Genomic DNA, 16,440 nt, shown 5'->3' on the forward strand with positions numbered 1-16,440 from the left:
ATCCCCCCGGCGGTACGCAGCCAACTCCGGGTCGAGGCATGCCCATGCTGCCTGGCCTGCCCCGCACCATGCACCCGACCCACCCGATCCGCCAACGCGGAGGTGATCCGATCCCGGGCGAACATCAACTCCTCGGCCTCGGCCAGGCAAATGTCCACATCATCCGGAAGCGGAGTCAGCGCCAGCTCCTGCGCCGTCTCACGAAGAGAACCAACCAACACCCACGACGACCGGGCCCGACCCTGACCGGCGCCGGGCGCGTCGTCGCTCGGGTCCTGGCTCGCGTGCTCGCGGGCGGCTGAGCCCTCGGACGACCACAACGGAGAACCGGAGGTCAACCGGTCCCACCAGCCGTCAGAGCCATCGGAGCAGCTATCAGAGCTATTCGAACGACGAAGGCGCTCAGGATCGAGGTCGAACAGATCCATGGCACCTCCTCGCTAGATTCGAAAACTTGTATGAATTCTTTCACCTGCTCATTACCTCCAGCAACCGCGAGAAGCGAATAGTTGGAGCAGCAGGTCAACCCGAAAAAAGGGGCAATAACGCCGAAGGCGCTACTCAGAAAAACGCCGTAAGGCGCTACTCAGAACGCGTCGACGGCGCGTTCGACGGCGGCCATGGCGCGGTCGAGCAGGGCGATGCGGTCGGCGAGCACGTCCTGCATGGGATCACCGGCGCGGATCCTGTCGATGCTGGTGACGTATACGGAACGGTAGGCGGCGACCACCAGGGCGGCCGCGAGCCTCGGGGCCGGGTCGGCCGGGTCGGTTCCGGACGCCTCGGCGAACAGACCGGCGAGCACGCCCTCGAACTCCTCGACCAGTTCCCTCGTCCGGGCCCTGAGTGCGGGCGAGTCCAGGATCACCTGCCAGAACACCTGATATCCGGGGCCGATCCCGCCGAGCGGGTGGCCTTCCCTGAGCATGCGGAGGAACAGCCGGCGCAGCGCGGCGAGCGGGCTCTCCCCCTCGGCCCGTTCCCGTACGGCCCGGGTGACCAGCTCGACCGCCTCCGGGTAGCGGTCGAGGAACAGGTCCTCCTTGCGGGGGAAGTAGTTGAAGACGGTCTTGGTCGAGACTCCGGCCGCCTCGGCGACCTCGGCGACCGTGACGTTGTCGAACCCACGCTGCATGAACAGGCCCGAGGCCACGTCCGAGATGAGCGAACGGGTCTGCCGCTTCTTCCGCTCCCGCAGCCCCAAGGTTTCCGTCACCCGCCTCACTCTAGTTGCTAAAAACTTATAGTGACAGTAAGTTTATAGCAACGGTAACTACGGGGAGGACAGATGTCGTACGACGTCGTTGTGGCCGGCGGGGGACCGGTCGGCCTGATGCTGGCCTGCGAGCTGCGACTGGGCGGGGCGTCCGTCGTGGTGCTCGAACGGCTCACCGAGATCGACCCGACGATCAAGGCGGGAGCGCTGAACACGCCCAGCGTGGAGGCGCTCTACCGGCGTGGCCTGCTGCCGGCGCTCAAGGAGGCCCACGACCGGACGCTGGAGCTGATGGCCACGTTCATGCGGGGGCGGGCTCCCGCCGACGGGCCGCGTCGGACCCCGCCCAGGTTCGCCGGCCACTTCGCCGGGATGATGCTGAGCGCCGATCGGCTGGACGCCGACGACCCGGACCTGTCCGGTCACGGACCGGCCGCCGAGATCGGTCTGGTGTCGCAGCAGCAGCTCGAACAGATCCTCGCCGTACGCGCCACCGAGCTGGGGGTCGAGATGCGGCGCGGTGTGGAGGTGACCGGCTTCACCGACGACGGCGAGCGGGTCACGGTCACCACGACCGGCGGCCCGGTGCACGGCCGCTGGCTGGTGGGCTGCGACGGCGGCAGGAGCACGGTGCGCAAGCTGACCGGCTTCGAGTTCCCCGGGACGGACCCGGAGATCACCGCCTACCAGGCCGTCGCGGAGATGGAGGGCACAGAACACCTCGGCGTGGGCTGGCAGGCCACCCCGACCGGGGTCTACTCCCACGGGCCGGTGCCGGGACGCATCCTCGTCGCGCGCTTCGACGGCGTCGCCCGCAGCGGGGCCGACAGGACCGCGCCGGTGACCCCGGAGGAACTGCAGGACGCGGTCAGGTATGTCACGGGCGCCGACGTGGTCGTCAAGGAGATCAGGACGGCCACCCGGTTCACGGACAACGCCCGGCAGGCGGCGACCTACCGGCTCGGCCGCGTGCTGCTGGCCGGTGACGCCGCCCACGTCCATTCGCCCTTCGGCGGGCAGGGGCTGAACCTGGGGCTGGGCGACGCCGTGAACCTCGGCTGGAAGCTCGCGGCCGTCGTACGAGGGCAGGCGCAGGAAGGGCTGCTCGACACCTACACGCGGGAGCGGCACCCGATCGGCGCCTGGGTGCTCGACTGGACGCGCGCCCAGATCGCCCTGATGCGTCCCGACGCCCACGCGCGGGCGGCGCGGGCGGTGGTCGCCGACCTGATCGAGACGGTCGCCGGCACCACCTACTTCGTCAAGAAGATCTCGGGCGTCTGGCAGCGGTACGACATGCCCGGGGACAGCGGGCATCCCCTGGTGGGACGCAGCGCGCCGGACTACGAGTTCGAGGACGGCTCACGGCTCGCCGATCACCTCCACGACGGGCGCGGCCTGCTCGTCCGCCAGAGCGGATCCAGGCTCGGCGGCACGGTGGTGGACGGCTACGGGGACCGGGTCACCACCGTCACGACGGGGATACGCGACCCGCACGCTCCCGCCGCTCTTCTCGTGCGCCCGGACGGGTTCGTCGCCTGGGCGGAGGACCCGGACGGCGCCGATGCCGAGGGGCTCGCGAACGCGCTGGAGACCTGGTTCGGCGCGCCCGCGGACGTTCCCGCCGCCCTCCGCTGAACCGTTCGCCGGGCACCGTGGATCTTTGGCCAAATCTTTACCCTGGCCGCCCGCCACGCGAGACCCGGATCAAGGCGCTGACCTGCGGTTTCTCCTCCGGGCACACCCCTTAACCCAGCCCCCGCCAAGATGTCTCGTGTCATTTGGTATCAGCCGTGGTCAGCAGCCCCCATCATGTGCTCATGCCCGCTTTTGTCACCCTGTCCGGGCGCTCCGTGCGCCTGGAACCGCTCAGCTTCGCGGTGCTCGACGACCTCGTCGCCGCGGCGAGTGAAGACCGTTCTACGTACGCCTTCACTCGCGTTCCCGCTGGCCGGGATGAGATGGTCTCCTACGTGGAGGCCGCCTTGGCTGAGCAGGCGGAGGGCCGCACGCTGCCCTTCGCCATCCGGTGGCTGCACACCGACCGCGTGGTCGGTGCCACCCGTCTGATGAACCTGGAGTACTGGCAGGGCCCGATGCCCTGGCCACCGGGTACGAAGGGCGCGGTGGGCGAGGTCCCGTCCGTCGCGGACATCGGGTACACCTGGCTCGCCGCGTCGGCCCAGGGCACCGGTGTCAACCGGGAGAGCAAATACCTGATGCTCTCCCTGGCCTTCGAGACCTGGCAGGTTCACCGGATCACCCTCAAGGCAGACGTACGCAACACCCGATCCCGGGCCGCCATCGAGGCCCTCGGCGCGCACCTCGACGGTGTGCGACGAGCGGACAGCCGAGGCGCCGACGACACGGTCCGAGATACCGCCTACTACTCGATCCTGAGTCCCGAGTGGCCCGCCGTACGCGAACGTCTCCGCGTGAGGCTGGGTCTCCTGGAAGCGGCGTCGGAAGCAGCGTGATCAGCCCATAGAAAAGAGCGGCCCGTCCCGGAAGGGACGGGCCGCGTCATGCGGGAGTGCCGGGAGGGGGACGGTCGTCAGGCGTCGTAGCCGAAGTCGTCCTCGTAGGCGTTGTAGATGTCGTGCCAGGAGCCGCACTTCACGGGGAAGTTGCTGTACTGACCGATCTGGCAGACCTTCGCCTGGACCTGGGCGACGTCGTAGCGCCAGAAGTTGATCTGCTTGTAGCCGCCGGCGCCGCAGTACTTGTACGACTTGAAGCTGGAGGACCAGTCGTCCTCGCCGTCGTCCCAGGACGACACGCGGAACTTGATGTACGCGCACTTGCCGCCCTCGCTGTAGGTGCGGTGGTCGTTGTCGTACAGCTTGCCGGTGACGTGGACCCGGTTCGACTCCTCGTCGTCGTAGTTCACGTCGACGTAGCCCTTGGCCTTGGCGAGGTGGTTGGAGGACCAGTAGGTGCCCCACCAGCCGTCGTAGTCCCAGTCGTCGTGGTGGGAGGCGGACGCGGCGGAGGCGGGGGCGGCGTTGGCGGCGGTCGCGAGGGCCGGCAGCCCGAGGGCGGCGACGGCGGCGGCTGCGGCGAGACCGAGGGTGATGGTGCGTCGCATTTCGGTTCTCCTGTTCGAGGACGATCCCCCGATGCGGGGTGCTGTCGGGGTTGCACCTCAGTGATAGGCCCGCCCGCCTGCAACCTGCTTTCAGCGCTCTCTCCGTGGTTTGCAGGCCGCTTTCAAGCACCTGAACGCACACTGAACCGGCGCGCTCGGTCCTACTGCCGCCGAGCGGCACGATCTATCATTTGGTCGGAAATCTTGCCATCGGGAGACAGGTCGACATGCCTGATCACGCCGCCGCGGACGGCCTGCGCTTCGCCGTGCTCGGACCTGTCCTGGCGTGGTGCGACGGCGTGGAACTCGACCTCGGCACGCCCTTGCAACGCTCCATTCTCGCGATGCTCCTGCTGCGGGAGGGCCACGCGGTCACGCCGGACGAGATGATCGACGGCGTGTGGGGCGAGGACGCGCCCCCGCGCGCGCTCGGCGCGTTGCGCACCTACGTCTCCCGCCTGCGCACCGTCCTGGAGCCGGACCGTTCTCCGAGGACCCCGCCGCGGCTGCTGACCTCCGTGGGCCGGGGGTACGCGCTGCGGCTCGACCCCGCCCGCTTCGACCTCGCCGTCTTCGAGCGCGAGTGCGCCGCCGCCGAGTCCGACCGCCGTACGGGCCGGGCCGGGGAGGCCGCCCGGCGGCTGCGCGGGGCCCTGCGCCTGTGGTCGGGCGAGCCGCTCGCCGGCGCGGTCGGCCCGTACGCCGAGCACCAGCGCGACCGCCTGGCCGAGCGCCGGATGAGCGCGGTCGAGACGCTCATGGAACTCGACCTGGAGCTGGGCCGGCACGCGGAGATCGTCTCCGAGCTGGTCGCGCTCGCCGCCGAACACCCGCTGCGCGAGCGGTTGCGCGCCCAGCTCATGCTCGCCTACTACCGTTGTGGCAGGCAGGCCGAGGCGCTGTCGGTCTTCACCGAGACCCGGCAGGCGCTCGTGGAGGAGCTCGGCATCGAACCCGGGGCCGAGCTGGCCGGCCTGCACCGGCGGATCCTCGCCGCCGACCCCTCCCTCGCCCCCACACCCCCTCCCGTACGGCTCTCGCCTCAGGACGTCCACGATGACGCCGCGACGGCCGAGACCGGTCCCGCGATCGAGATGCCGAGACCGGCGCAGCTCCCGGCGGCCGTGCCCGACTTCACCGGACGCACCGGCCTGGTGCGGAGGCTGCTCACGCTGCTCCGCGGGGAGGGGGCGGGAGAGGGCGTGCCGATCGCGGCGATGTCGGGCATCGGCGGCGTGGGCAAGACGACCCTGGCCGTCCACGTGGCCCACCTCGCCCAGGAGCTGTTCCCCGACGGCCAGCTCTACGCCGACCTGCGGGGATACGGCGCCGAGCCGACCGCGCCCGAAACGGCGCTGGTGGCGTTCCTGCGCGCTCTCGGCATCCCGATGGACGTGATCCCCGACGGCCTGGCCGAGCGCTCCGCGCTGTTCCGTTCGCTGCTCGCCGACCGCAGGATGCTGGTGCTGCTCGACAACGCCCGCGACGCCGAGCAGGTCGAGCACCTGCTGCCCGGCTCGGCGGGCTGCGCCGCGATCATTACCAGCCGGGGCAAGCTGGCCGACCTGCCCGCGGCCCGGCTCGTCGACCTCGACGTGATGGAGCCCGAGGAGGCGTTGTCGCTGCTCGCGGCGGTCGCGGGACCCGAGCGGGTGGCGGCGGAACGGGCCGCCGCCATGGACGTGGTCGCCGCCTGCGGCTTCCTGCCGCTGGCCGTGCGGATCGTCGCGGCCAGGCTCGCCTCCCGGCCGTCGTGGACGGTGGCCTCGCTCGTCCCCCGGCTCGCCGACGAGCGCCGCCGCCTCGACGAGATGAAGATCGGCAACCTGGCGGTCTCGGCCACGTTCGCCCTCGGGTACGGCCAGCTCGACGCCCGGCAGGCGCGGGCGTTCCGGCTGCTGTCACTGCCGGCGGGCTCGGGCATCTCGGTCTTCGCGGCGGCGGCCGTGCTCGACCTCACCCCTGCCGAGGCCGAGGACGTGATCGAGTCGCTGGTCGACGCCAGCCTGCTTGAGGCGCCCGCGCCGGGCCGCTACCGCTTCCACGACCTGCTCAAGCTGTTCGCCCGGCGGCAGGCGGAGGACGCCGAGGAGCCCGCGGCCCGCGCGCTCGCCCTGCGGCGGCTGCTGGGCTTCTACCTGGCGTCGGCGGGCGCGGCCCACCGGCTGGCGTACGAGGGCAGCGCGATCGCCGACAACCTCACCGACCTGGGCGTGCGGGGCCATTCCTTCTCCTCGGCGGACGAGGCCGTGGCCTGGTTGTCGGCCGAGGCCGAGGACATGTTCGGAGCCGTGGCCCAGGCGGCTGCGGCCCAGGACGCGTCGGGTGAGGACCTGCTCGCAGCGGCCGACCTGCTGCTGGCGATGGAGCCGCTGCTGGAGTCGGGCACCAACCAGCGAGACTTCGAGCAGCGCACCTCGGCCCTGCTGACGGCGACGCGCCGGGCCGGTGAGCGACGCGGCGAGCTGCGCTGCCGCTACGTGCTGGGCCGGGTGCTGTTCGGCGCGAACCGGCTGGCCGACGCCGAGGCCCATTTCCTCGCCGCGCGGACGCTGGGCGAGGAGACCGGCGACCACATCGTGCTGGGCGAGACGTGCAACGCGCTGGCGGTCGTCGCCGGCCGCCGGCGCCGCCACACCGAGGCGCTCGAATGGTTCGACCGGGCGACCGCGGTCCACCGGGAGACGGGCAACCCCGCGGGCGAGGCGCTGGCGTCGTGCTACTCGGCCCGCGACCACCTGGGCCTCGGGCGGCCGGACGACGCCATCGCGGCGGCCGAGCGCGGGCTGGCGGTCTTCTCCGAGATCGGCAGCGGCGCCGGGATGGCCCGCGCCCGCTACCACCTCGGCAACGTGCTGTCACATGTCGGGCGGCTCAACGAGGCCGTCGTCCACCACGCCGAGTGCCTGGCCTTCTTCCGCGCGAGCAACCAGCGGGTCTGGGAGCAGCGGGTCTGCTACCGGCTGGCCGCCACCTTCATCGCCGCCGGGCGGTTCGCCGAGGCCGCCCGGCACGCCGAGCAGGCGCTGACCGTGAGCCGCGAGATCACCCACCCGTACGGCGAGGCGCAGTCACTGGCCGCCCTCGGCAAGGCCCTCGCGAGCCTCGGGGAGACCGGCCGGGGCAGGGACGCCCTGGTCAAGGCCCTCGACATCTTCACCCGGCTCGGCTCTCCCGAGGCCGACGACATCCGCGCGCTCCTGCGCCAGCAGGTCGAGACCTGAGTCGAACCGCAGGTCGTCGTCGAGCCGGCTCATCCGGACGTGGTTGATCACATCGACCACCGATCTCCGCTTGTGGGGGCTGGAACCGCCCGGCCGGCCGCCTGTCGCCACTGGGGCGCGCAGGGGCCCGGATCCTTCCGGTGCGCCCCGTGGCGACTCGCCGCCTCACGTTGACGACCGGCCGGGCTTCTGCGCGGGCTTCGAACCCCCCCGAAGCCCGCACAGGACCACTGTCGCCCGGGCCGTTCAAACTCCGATCAACGGAGGCTTGCAACCGTCAGGAAGCCCTCGGCGATCAGGGGGCGCAGTGCCCCGGGGGCGTCGCGGAGCACCGCGGCAGGGTCCTCGCCGGTCAGCTCGGCGATCGCGGCGAGCAGCGGGCGCGTGGGCAGATCACCGTCGCACACCCCCGCCAGGGCCGCCTCCACCGTCCCCACGGCGACCGTACGGCGCGCACCCCGGGTCTGCCGCAGGGCGATGCGGGAGGGGTCGTCGGCGCCGGGCGGGCCGACGCGTTCCTCCACGACGCCCTCGGCGACCTTCAGCCGCGCGTCGAGCAGGTCGTCGTCGGACAGTTCGTGGGCGGCGCGCGCCGCGCGCAGGACCTCCTCGACCAGCGCGCCGGACGGCGGCTCGACCGGCTGCGTCATCTCCTCCACCCGCACGAGCGGGCTCAGCGTGCCGGAGTCGTGCAGGGCGATCCAGCCGAAGCCGACGCCGGTCACGTCCATCGACTCGAACCAGCCGAGCCACTCGTCGTAACGCTCCCGGTAGGCCGACGTGCCGTGTTCCGCGGAGTCCCGCAGCCACAGCTCGACGTACTCGGCCGGGTCCTGCACGTCGCGCTGCACCGCCCAGCCGTCGCAGCCGGTCTCCGCGAGCCAGCCGCCCACCCTGTCCTGCCAGTCCTCGCCCTTGACGTGCAGCCAGTTGGCGAGGAAGCGCGCCTGGCCGCCCTGGGCGAGGTGGCGGGGCGTGCGCCGTACGAGGTCGCGGCAGAACTCGTCGCCGCGCCGCCCGGCCTCCCGGTAGGTGTACCTGGCCTCGGGCGCGATGACGAACGGCGGGTTGGACACCACGAGGTCGAACCGCTCGCCGTCCACCGGGTCGTACGTCGAGCCCTCGCGCGCCTCGACGCCGGTCACGCCGGACAGGCCCCAGCTGAGGCGGGCCAGCCGCAGGCCCTGCGGTTCACGTCGGTCGCGACGACGTGCTCCGCCCTGGGCGCCAGGTGCAGCACCTGCACGCCGCAGCCGGTGCCGAGGTCGAGCGCCCGGCCGACCGGGGCGGTCCAGCCGAGCTGGGCGAGGTTGGCCGAGGCGCCGCCCGCTCCCACCACGTGGTCGGTCCGCAGGGAGGGGTCGCCGGGCCGCACCTTGCGGTCGGACACGACGTACGCCGGGTCGCCCGTTCCGGTGTCCCACGGCTGGAGGTGCACGGTGGCCTGCACGGAGTCGCCCAGGCGCACCAGCAGCCCGGCCTCGATGAGGTCCTGCAATGGGAGGTCGGCGGCGGCCAGGCTGACCGGAGCGCCCAGCCACCACAGTCGGATCAGCGTGGCGAGGGGGTCGGCGTCCCTGGTGGCGCGCAGCGCGGGCACGATCTCCTCACGGGCCAGGGCGGAGGCGGCCATGTCGCCCAGCCGCTCACGCACGCCGTCGTTCGTGTAACCGGCCTCCACGAATCTGTCGCGAAGCCGCCGGACCAGGTCAGAAGGGGCGTCCACGCCTCGAATCTATCGCGGGGCTACGGCATCTTGAGGCTGTTCCAGGCGGCCTCGCCCAGCTCGCGGATCTCCTCCTGCGTGGGCTGGTGGGCGCCGCTGAACCACAGGCGGCACATCTCCTGCGCCGGGCCGAGCCACAGCACGTAGCACATGGTGGCGGGGACGGGGCGGAGCACGCCGTCCTTCATGTGCGGCCGCCACCAGTCGGCGACCTGCCGGAAGAACTCGCGTCTCGACTCGGCGACCTCAGGCCCGCCGGGCTCGTTGCGCCGGGGCGGGCGCTCGCTGATCAGCAGGCGGGCGCGCTCGGGGTGCTCGCCGCACCAGGCCATGTGCATGGCGACGATGGCCTCGATGCCGGCCCGGGCGTCCTCGTGGCGGACGAGTTCGCTGACGAAGGCGTCCTGGTACATGTCCAGGATCTCGGCGTAGAGCACGCCGAAGACGTGTTCCTTGCTCGTGAAGTGGTGGTAGAAGCTGCCGACGCTGACGCCGCTCTCCTGCCGGAGGCTGGCCAGGGTGGTGGCCGACACCCCGCTCTGGCTGAACCTGCGCAGGGCGCCCTCGATGATCCTGGCCCTGCCGTCTCGTCCGCTCTTCGCGTTCTTCACATAGTCAATGGTGAACCAACAGAACCTTGTTCTGCAAACGCAAGGTCGGCTTTGATCTCGACGGATGTGCCGTGTGTGTCGATTGTGGCAGAGGGCCAGGCCCTGCGCACCATGGACAGGACCCGCCGGTTCTCCGTCATGACGTCCATGCCGACGACGACCGCGCCGCGTACGGACGCCCGCCGCAGGAGGGTGCGCACGAGCCGCGAGCCCACACCGAGGTTCTGCCACCGGTCGTCCACCACGACCGCGATCTCCGCCTCACCCTCCGCCAGGTGGCTCATGGCGTGCCCGATCACGGCGTCGCCGTGCAGCGCGAGCAGCGCGTCCCTCCTGTCGTCGCGCGCGATCATCGCGCGGATCAGGCTCGCGCTCGGCCGGCCCGGGCCGACGAAGAAGCGGTTCGTCAGCGTGGCCGGCGACAGCCCCTCCAGGAAGAGCCGCACCCGCTCCTCGTCGTCGCCCGGACACGCCGCACGGATGTCCACGATGGGCCTGGCCTGAGTTCCCAACATGGACTCAGCTTCCCCCGAGCCTGCTGAGTCTGTCAAGTAGACTTAGATGCCGGGAGGATGTTGTGGTTACGATGCGCGACATGCGGCGTTACCGGGTGGACAACTGCTCCATCGAGCGAACCCTCGCCGTGCTCGGCGAGAAGTGGACGTTCCTGGTCCTCCGGGAGGCGTTCAACGGCATCCGGCGGTTCGCCGACCTTCAGACGCGCACCGGCGCGCCCCGGCAGGTGCTGAGCGCGCGGCTGTCCCGGCTCGTGGACGAGGGCCTGCTGCGCAAGGTGCCCTACCAGGAGCCCGGCCAGCGCCAGCGCGACGAGTACCGGCTTACCCAGAAGGGCCTCGACCTCTACCCGATCATGATCGCCCTCATGAACTGGGGCGACCGCTATGTGGCCGATCCCGAGGGGCCGCCGGTCGTGGTGACCCACCGCGACTGCGGGGCGCCCGTCGCGCTGCACCTGGTGTGCGAGGAGGGCCACGAGGTCGGCGGCCCGCGCGAGGTGACCCCCCGCCCCGGCCCCGGCGCCCGCCTCAGCACCCCGGCCTGACGGTGAGACCGGTCATGGCGCTGCCTAGGCTGGTGGCGTGTACCGGTTCCTCCTCTCGCGCCGCTGGGTCGGGCTGCACCTGCTCGTGCTCGTGCTGATCCCCGCCTTCTTCTTCCTGGGAAGGTGGCAGTGGGGGCGGTTCGAGGAGCGGTCGGCCGACAGCGCGAGGATCACCGCCAACCTCGCCGCCGCACCGGTGCCGCTCGACCGGCTGGACCGGACCGGCGCGTCCGTGCCGGAGAGGGACAGGTATCGCCTCGTCACCGCCACCGGGCGGTACGACCCCGCCCACGAGCTCGTGGTGCGCAGGCGCACCCTCAACAGCCGCGTCGGGTTCTACGTGGTCACCCCGCTCGTCACGCCGCAGGGCGCCGTGCTGGTGAACCGGGGCTGGGTCCCGGCCGGGGCGACCGCCGACGCCCCGCCGCAGGTGCCCGCGCCGCCCACCGGAGAGGTGACCGTCACCGGACGGCTCCGCCCGGCCGAGACGCAGGACAACACCGGCATCAGGAACCGGCCCGGGCTGCCGTCCGGGCAGATCCTGCTGATCGACACGCCCCGCATCGCCCAGGGCCTGCCGTACGCGGTCTTCGGCGGGTTCGTGGAGCTCACCGCGCAGCAGCCGCAGGGCGGTCCCGCGCCCGAACTCCTGCCCCCGCCGGACGTGGGCGCCGGTGGCGGGCTCAACCTGGCGTACGCCGTGCAGTGGTGGCTGTTCATCGGGATCGCGGTGGGCGGCTGGGTGCTGCTGGTGCGCCGGGAGGCCCGTGACCTCCGGACGGAGCAGGAGTCACAGGATGTGACCGTACGCACCGCAAGGTGAGCGAACGGATACCAACCGGAGACCTCGCAGCTTGTACGGTGTTATCCCTTGGCCCTACCGTTTACTACCGTGACTACGCCGCTGCATCCCGACCCAGAGCCGAGGCGGCGGGACTACGTGATCATCTCGGTCGATGATCACCTGATCGAGCCGGCCGACCTCTTCGAGGACCGCCTCCCGGAGAAGTACAAGGACCTCGCGCCCAAGGTCGTGGAGACCGAGTCGGGCCACCAGGTGTGGCGGTACGGCGGCGCCACCTATCCCTGCGCCGGGCTCGACGTCGGCGCGGGCCTGCCCAAGGAACAGTGGACGCTCGACCCCGTCCGTTTCGAGGACATGCGGCCGGGCTGCTACGACATCGAGGCCCGGATCGGCGACATGGACCGGGCCGGGATCTGGGCGGCCCTGTGCTTCCCCGGCATGCTGGCCAGCCAGGCGGGGGTGGCGTTCGGCCGCACCCGCGACCAGGATCTCGGGCTCGCGCTCGTGCGGGCCTGGAACGACTGGCACGTCGACGTGTGGGCAGGCACCTACCCCGAGCGCATGATCGCGCTCCAGCTTCCCTGGCTCCCCGACCCGGAGATCGCGGCGAAGGAGATCAGGGCCAACGCGTCACGCGGTTTCAAGGCCGTCGTCTTCCCCGAGTTCCCCACCCGGCTGCGCCTTCCGTCCATCCACAGCGGCCACTGGGACCCGTTCTTCGCCGCCTGCGAGGAGACCGGGACGGTCGTGTGCCTGCACACCGGCGCGTCCTCCTGGGCGCCGGTGCCCTCGCCGGACACCCCGGTCGAGGCGATCACCACGCTGATCCCGGCGAGCGCGATGTTCGCCTGCGCCGACTGGCTGTGGTCGGGGGTGGCGCTGCGCTTCCCCAAGCTGCGCATCCTCATCGTGGAGGGCGGCGTCGGGTGGCTGCCGATGCTGGCCGAGCGGGCCGACTACGCGCTCGACCACCCGGTCGCCGGCGAGCCGAGCTGGGAGGGCGGCCTCAAGCCCAGCGAGGTGCTGCGGCGCAACTTCTTCTTCGGCACGCTCGACGACAGCGCGCTGAGCTCGGTACGGCTCGCCGTGGGCATGGAGCGCGTGCTGCTGGAGGCCGGCTACCCGCGCGCGGAGTCCACCTGGCCCGACACCCAGCGCGCGGTGGCCCGCAACCTCGGCAGCCTGCCGCCCGCCGACATCGCCAGGGTCTCGTACGGCAACGCCGCCCGCCTGTTCGGCCACCCGCTGCCCTCGCGGGCCTGGCTGCGGCAGGAGCAGCTCTAAGGCAGCCGGGGGACGCTGTCGATCAGCCGTCGCGTGTAGGGGTGGCGGGGAGCGCCGAGCACCTGGGCGGTGTCGCCCCGCTCAACGATCCGGCCCCGCTCCAGCACGGCCACCTCCTGGCAGAGGGCGGCCACCACGGCCAGGTCGTGCGACACCATCACGACCGTGAGCGCTCGGGTCTCCCGAAGCTCGTGCAGCAGGTCGACGATGCGTACGCGGGTGGAGACGTCGAGCGCGCTGACCGGCTCGTCCGCGAGCAGCACGCGGGGCTCGCACACGATCGCCCGCGCGATGGCGATGCGCTGCCGCTGCCCTCCCGAGAACTCCTGCGGATAGCGGCTCGCGGCGTCCTCGGGCAGTCCGACCGCGTCCAGGGCCGCCGCGACGCGGGCGGCCATGTTCTCCCTGAGGCCCAGCGAACGGAGGGGTTCCGACACGATCCTGCCCACCCGCTGCCGGGGGTCGAGGGACGAGTACGGGTCCTGGAACACCGTCTGCACGCCGCGCCGGAACTCCCGCATCAGGGCCCGGTCGCGCGGCGCGAGATCCCTGCCCTCGTAGAGGACCTGTCCGCTCGTCGGCCTGGCCAGCCCGAGCAGCAGGCGCTGCAGCGTGGTCTTGCCCGCGCCCGACTCTCCCACCAGCGCGAGGCTGCGTCCGGGGGTGACGGCGACCGAGACGTCCGTGAGCACGGGGGCCGAGCGGCCGTAGGCGAAGCCGGCGTCCCGCACCTCCAGGATGGGCCGGGTCATGGCGCCCTCCAGTCGTCGAGCACATCGTCGAGGGCGCTGTCGAGCCGCCGCGCGCTGCCCACCAGCTGCCTTGTGTACGGGTGGCGCGGCGCGTTGACGACATCGTCGATGCTCCCGGACTCCACCGCCGCGCCGTCCTTCAGGACGATGACGCGCTCGGCGATGCGCGAGACGACCGCCAGGTCGTGGCTGATGAACAGCAGTGCCATCCCCCTTTCCCGCACCAGGCCGTCGAGCAGCGCGAGGACGTCGGCCTGCACGGTGACGTCCAGGGCGGTCGTGGGCTCGTCCGCGATGAGCAGAGCGGGGTCGCAGGCGAGGGCCATGGCGATCGCCACCCGCTGACGCTGGCCGCCGGAGATCTCGTGGGGGTACGCCCGGGCGATCCGCTCGGGATCGGGCAGTCGCACCTCCTCGAGCGCGGCCGTCACCGCCGCGTCCAGGGCCCGTCCGCGCAGGCCCCTCCTGCGCCGGAGCGGCTCGGCCACCTGACGGCCCACGCGCATGAGCGGGTCGAGGGCGGTGAGCGGCTCCTGGAAGACCGTGCTCGTCGCCCGGCCGCGCAGCGAGGTGAGCCGCCGCTCCCCCGCCCCCACGACCTCGGTGCGGCCGAGCCCGGGCGCGTCGAACACGACACTGCCCGAGACGGTCATGCCGGGAGGCGTGAGTCCCGTGATCGCCAGGGCGGTCATGGACTTGCCCGATCCCGACTCCCCGATCAGGCCCAGCCGCTCGCCCGCGTCCAGCGTGAACGACACGTCCGAGACGAGGTCGCGGCCCTCGGGGCTCCGCACGTGCAGCCCCGCCACGGCGAGAAGGGTCACCCGATCCCCTGTCACCTCGTCCTCCTCCGGGTCGGGTCGGCCACGTCGCGCACGCCGTCGGCGATGAGGTTGACGCCGACGACGAGGACGACGAGCAGGACGCCGGGGGCGATCACCCCCGCCGGGGCGATGAACACGCTCGCCTGGGCCTCCTGGAGCATCCGCCCCCAGGAGGCGTTCGGGGGCGGCGCGCCCAGGCCGAGATAGGACAGGCTCGCCTCTGCCAGGACGGCCAGCCCGAACTGCAGCGCCAGGTTGACCGACAGCGTCGGCCAGATGTTCGGCAGCACGTGTTCGAGGATGATCCGGGGCCAGGACGTCCCCGAGGTGCGCGAGGCCGTGATGAAGTCCTGGGCCAGGACGCGCTTGACCAGCACCCGGGTGAGCCGGGCCACGATCGCCGACATCGCCAGCCCGATCGCGATGACCGCCGAACCGAGCGACGCCTCTCGCGCGGCGGTCACGAGCATGGCCAGGAGCACGGTCGGGAAGGCGATGAGGATGTCCAGGAGGGCCGAGATCGTGTCGTCGAGCCAGCGGGTGGCGAAGCCGGCGGCGAGGCCGCCCGCCAGGCCCACGAGCCCGCCGATCAGCACCGACCCCGCTCCCGCCTCCAGGGCGACCCTCGCACCGATCATGAGCTGGGTGAGCAGGTCCCTGCCGAGCTTGTCGGTCCCGAGCAGGTGAGGCAGGCCCGGGGGCATCAGCCGGTCGCCCGAGGTGTCGTCCGGCGCATAGGGCAGCCAGAAGAACGACAGGACGGCCACGGCGAGGACGAGACCGGCGAGGACGCAACCGGCGATCAGCGTCGCCGACCGGGGGACGCGGCGGCGCGTGGTCAGCGTGGTCATGCGCCGTCCCCGGAGAGGTTCCCGCCGAGCGAGCGGCGCAGCCGCGGATCGATGAGCCGCTGGACGAGGTCGGCCGCGAACCCGATGAGCAGCACGGCGAACGTGCTCACCACCAGGATCCCCTGGATGACCGGATAGTCGTGCTGCGCGAAGCCCTTCACGAGCATGCCGCCGAGCCCCGGCAGCGCGAACACGCTCTCCACCACGACCGCGCCGAGGAAAGTGGTGGCGAGCTCGATGCCCAGGATCGAGACGACCGGGACCACCGCGTTGCGCAGGCCGTGCCGCCACATCGCCCCGATGAACGACGAGCCGAGCGCCCGCGCCGTACGCAGGTAGTCGCTGCCCAGCACGTCGAGGGTGGCCGACCGGACGTAGCGGATCAGGGAGGCCGACATGACGAGGGCGATCGTGACGACCGGCAGCGTCAGCGAGGTGAGCGCGTCGCCCGGGTTCGCCCAGTCGTCCTGGGGGAACCCTCCGGCCGGCAGCACGCCGAGGTGGAGCGAGAACACCGTGATCAGCAGCATGCCCACCCAGAAGACGGGCACCGCGATGCCGAGTTGCGACAGCGCGCTGAGCACCGAGCCATACCAGGTGCCCGCCCGGTAGGCCGCGACGAAACCGACCGGTACGGCGATCACGACGGCCAGCAGGAAGGCGAGCAGGGTCAGCGGAACCGTCACGACGAGGCGGGCGGCGATCTCGGGGCCCACGGGAAGCGTGCTGACGAACGAGGTGCCGAGGTCCAGCCTCGACATCTCGCCGAGCCACGAGACGAACTGCACGGGCAGCGGCCGATCCGTCCCGATCTGGTGACGGGCGGCCGCGACCTGCTCCGGGCTCGCCCCGACCGACAGCAGCGCGTTGGCGGGGTCGCCCGGAAGCAGGCGCAGCAGCAGGAACAGCACCACGGCGGCCAGGAACAGCGAGACGACGAGGAACGCCGTCCGGCGCAGCAGATAAACGGTCATGAGGACGTCGCGGACGCGGGCG

The 16,440-nt window shown here is 71.9% G+C and carries 15 protein-coding genes and 1 pseudogene; 6 read left to right on the plus strand and 10 right to left on the minus strand.

Annotated features, from left to right (window positions below):
- Together B1L11_RS37930 and B1L11_RS37935 are read right to left on the minus strand one after the other, a co-directional pair.
- Positions 1 to 428 (minus strand): hypothetical protein (locus B1L11_RS37930; protein ID WP_143737841.1); only part of this gene is annotated, 428 nt, incomplete at its 3' end.
- 158 nt (positions 429 to 586) lie between these two features.
- Entirely contained in the window at positions 587 to 1,216 is a 630-nt protein-coding gene (locus B1L11_RS37935) for a TetR/AcrR family transcriptional regulator (protein WP_079320076.1), read from the minus strand.
- Between the two features lie 72 nt (positions 1,217 to 1,288).
- Here B1L11_RS37935 and B1L11_RS37940 point away from each other — a divergent pair, with 72 nt between their 5' ends.
- Entirely contained in the window at positions 1,289 to 2,854 is a 1,566-nt protein-coding gene (locus tag B1L11_RS37940; protein WP_079320077.1) for an FAD-dependent oxidoreductase, read from the plus strand.
- Positions 2,855 to 3,036: 182 nt separating this feature from the next.
- Positions 3,037 to 3,693, plus strand: coding sequence for a GNAT family N-acetyltransferase (locus B1L11_RS37945; RefSeq protein ID WP_079320098.1), 657 nt, complete (start codon positions 3,037 to 3,039; stop codon positions 3,691 to 3,693).
- Positions 3,694 to 3,770: 77 nt separating this feature from the next.
- On the opposite strand, the gene B1L11_RS37950 is transcribed toward B1L11_RS37945, so the two are convergent.
- On the minus strand, positions 3,771 to 4,304 hold the full coding sequence (locus tag B1L11_RS37950; RefSeq protein ID WP_079320078.1) for a hypothetical protein: 534 nt from the start codon (positions 4,302 to 4,304) through the stop codon (positions 3,771 to 3,773).
- Between the two features lie 227 nt (positions 4,305 to 4,531).
- Here B1L11_RS37950 and B1L11_RS37955 point away from each other — a divergent pair, with 227 nt between their 5' ends.
- Positions 4,532 to 7,528 (plus strand): AfsR/SARP family transcriptional regulator, encoded by a 2,997-nt coding sequence (locus B1L11_RS37955; RefSeq protein WP_079320079.1) that lies wholly within the window; start codon positions 4,532 to 4,534, stop codon positions 7,526 to 7,528.
- 257 nt (positions 7,529 to 7,785) lie between these two features.
- Here the strand turns inward: B1L11_RS37955 and B1L11_RS37960 are convergent.
- From B1L11_RS37960 to B1L11_RS37970, 3 genes and pseudogenes are all read right to left on the minus strand, one after another.
- Positions 7,786 to 9,263 (minus strand): annotated as a pseudogene (locus B1L11_RS37960) (methyltransferase).
- An 11-nt stretch (positions 9,264 to 9,274) separates the two neighbouring features.
- Positions 9,275 to 9,865 (minus strand): TetR/AcrR family transcriptional regulator, encoded by a 591-nt coding sequence (locus B1L11_RS37965; RefSeq protein ID WP_079320080.1) that lies wholly within the window; start codon positions 9,863 to 9,865, stop codon positions 9,275 to 9,277.
- Positions 9,862 to 10,380 carry a GNAT family N-acetyltransferase gene (locus tag B1L11_RS37970; protein WP_079320081.1) on the minus strand — a complete coding sequence of 173 codons (519 nt, stop codon included), beginning with the start codon at positions 10,378 to 10,380 and terminating at the stop codon, positions 9,862 to 9,864. The genes B1L11_RS37965 and B1L11_RS37970 overlap by 4 nt, the downstream gene beginning before the upstream one ends.
- Before the next feature lie 80 nt (positions 10,381 to 10,460).
- On the opposite strand from B1L11_RS37970, the gene B1L11_RS37975 reads away from it, so the two are divergent.
- The 3 genes from B1L11_RS37975 (at position 10,461) to B1L11_RS37985 (ending at position 13,017) form a co-directional block, all read left to right on the plus strand.
- Positions 10,461 to 10,928, plus strand: a complete 468-nt coding sequence (locus B1L11_RS37975) for a helix-turn-helix domain-containing protein (RefSeq protein ID WP_218671553.1) — start codon at positions 10,461 to 10,463, stop codon at positions 10,926 to 10,928.
- 37 nt (positions 10,929 to 10,965) lie between these two features.
- Positions 10,966 to 11,751: an SURF1 family protein gene (locus B1L11_RS37980; RefSeq protein WP_079320083.1), complete on the plus strand. Its 786-nt coding sequence runs from the start codon at positions 10,966 to 10,968 to the stop codon at positions 11,749 to 11,751.
- Between the two features lie 69 nt (positions 11,752 to 11,820).
- Positions 11,821 to 13,017 (plus strand): amidohydrolase family protein, encoded by a 1,197-nt coding sequence (locus B1L11_RS37985; protein ID WP_079320084.1) that lies wholly within the window; start codon positions 11,821 to 11,823, stop codon positions 13,015 to 13,017.
- Here the strand turns inward: B1L11_RS37985 and B1L11_RS37990 are convergent.
- The 4 genes from B1L11_RS37990 to B1L11_RS38005 are packed head-to-tail and all read right to left on the minus strand — an operon-like array spanning position 13,014 to position 16,418.
- Entirely contained in the window at positions 13,014 to 13,769 is a 756-nt protein-coding gene (locus B1L11_RS37990; protein WP_079320085.1) for an ABC transporter ATP-binding protein, read from the minus strand. The two genes, B1L11_RS37985 and B1L11_RS37990, sit on opposite strands and share 4 nt — an antisense overlap.
- Positions 13,766 to 14,608, minus strand: a complete 843-nt coding sequence (locus B1L11_RS37995) for an ABC transporter ATP-binding protein (RefSeq protein WP_218671554.1) — start codon at positions 14,606 to 14,608, stop codon at positions 13,766 to 13,768. The genes B1L11_RS37990 and B1L11_RS37995 overlap by 4 nt, the downstream gene beginning before the upstream one ends.
- Positions 14,605 to 15,444: an ABC transporter permease gene (locus B1L11_RS38000; RefSeq protein WP_079320087.1), complete on the minus strand. Its 840-nt coding sequence runs from the start codon at positions 15,442 to 15,444 to the stop codon at positions 14,605 to 14,607. The genes B1L11_RS37995 and B1L11_RS38000 overlap by 4 nt, the downstream gene beginning before the upstream one ends.
- On the minus strand, positions 15,441 to 16,418 hold the full coding sequence (locus B1L11_RS38005) for an ABC transporter permease (protein ID WP_079320088.1): 978 nt from the start codon (positions 16,416 to 16,418) through the stop codon (positions 15,441 to 15,443). Before B1L11_RS38005 ends, B1L11_RS38000 begins: the two co-directional genes overlap by 4 nt.
- Between the last annotated feature and the right edge of the window lie 22 nt (positions 16,419 to 16,440).

Source organism: Microbispora sp. GKU 823 (genome assembly GCF_002027145.1).
GTDB lineage: Bacteria > Actinomycetota > Actinomycetes > Streptosporangiales > Streptosporangiaceae > Microbispora > Microbispora siamensis.

What these genes read in the sequence shown, in the direction of transcription:
- B1L11_RS37950 (WP_079320078.1), bottom strand. Translation starts at nt 4,304, where the DNA reads ATGCGACGCACCATCACCCTCGGTCTCGCCGCAGCCGCCGCCGTCGCC.
- B1L11_RS37945 (WP_079320098.1), top strand. Translation starts at nt 3,037, where the DNA reads ATGCCCGCTTTTGTCACCCTGTCCGGGCGCTCCGTGCGCCTGGAACCG.
- B1L11_RS38000 (WP_079320087.1), bottom strand. Translation starts at nt 15,444, where the DNA reads ATGACCACGCTGACCACGCGCCGCCGCGTCCCCCGGTCGGCGACGCTG.
- B1L11_RS37990 (WP_079320085.1), bottom strand. Translation starts at nt 13,769, where the DNA reads ATGACCCGGCCCATCCTGGAGGTGCGGGACGCCGGCTTCGCCTACGGC.
- B1L11_RS37940 (WP_079320077.1), top strand. Translation starts at nt 1,289, where the DNA reads ATGTCGTACGACGTCGTTGTGGCCGGCGGGGGACCGGTCGGCCTGATG.
- B1L11_RS37975 (WP_218671553.1), top strand. Translation starts at nt 10,461, where the DNA reads ATGCGGCGTTACCGGGTGGACAACTGCTCCATCGAGCGAACCCTCGCC.
- B1L11_RS38005 (WP_079320088.1), bottom strand. Translation starts at nt 16,418, where the DNA reads ATGACCGTTTATCTGCTGCGCCGGACGGCGTTCCTCGTCGTCTCGCTG.
- B1L11_RS37970 (WP_079320081.1), bottom strand. Translation starts at nt 10,380, where the DNA reads ATGTTGGGAACTCAGGCCAGGCCCATCGTGGACATCCGTGCGGCGTGT.
- B1L11_RS37955 (WP_079320079.1), top strand. Translation starts at nt 4,532, where the DNA reads ATGCCTGATCACGCCGCCGCGGACGGCCTGCGCTTCGCCGTGCTCGGA.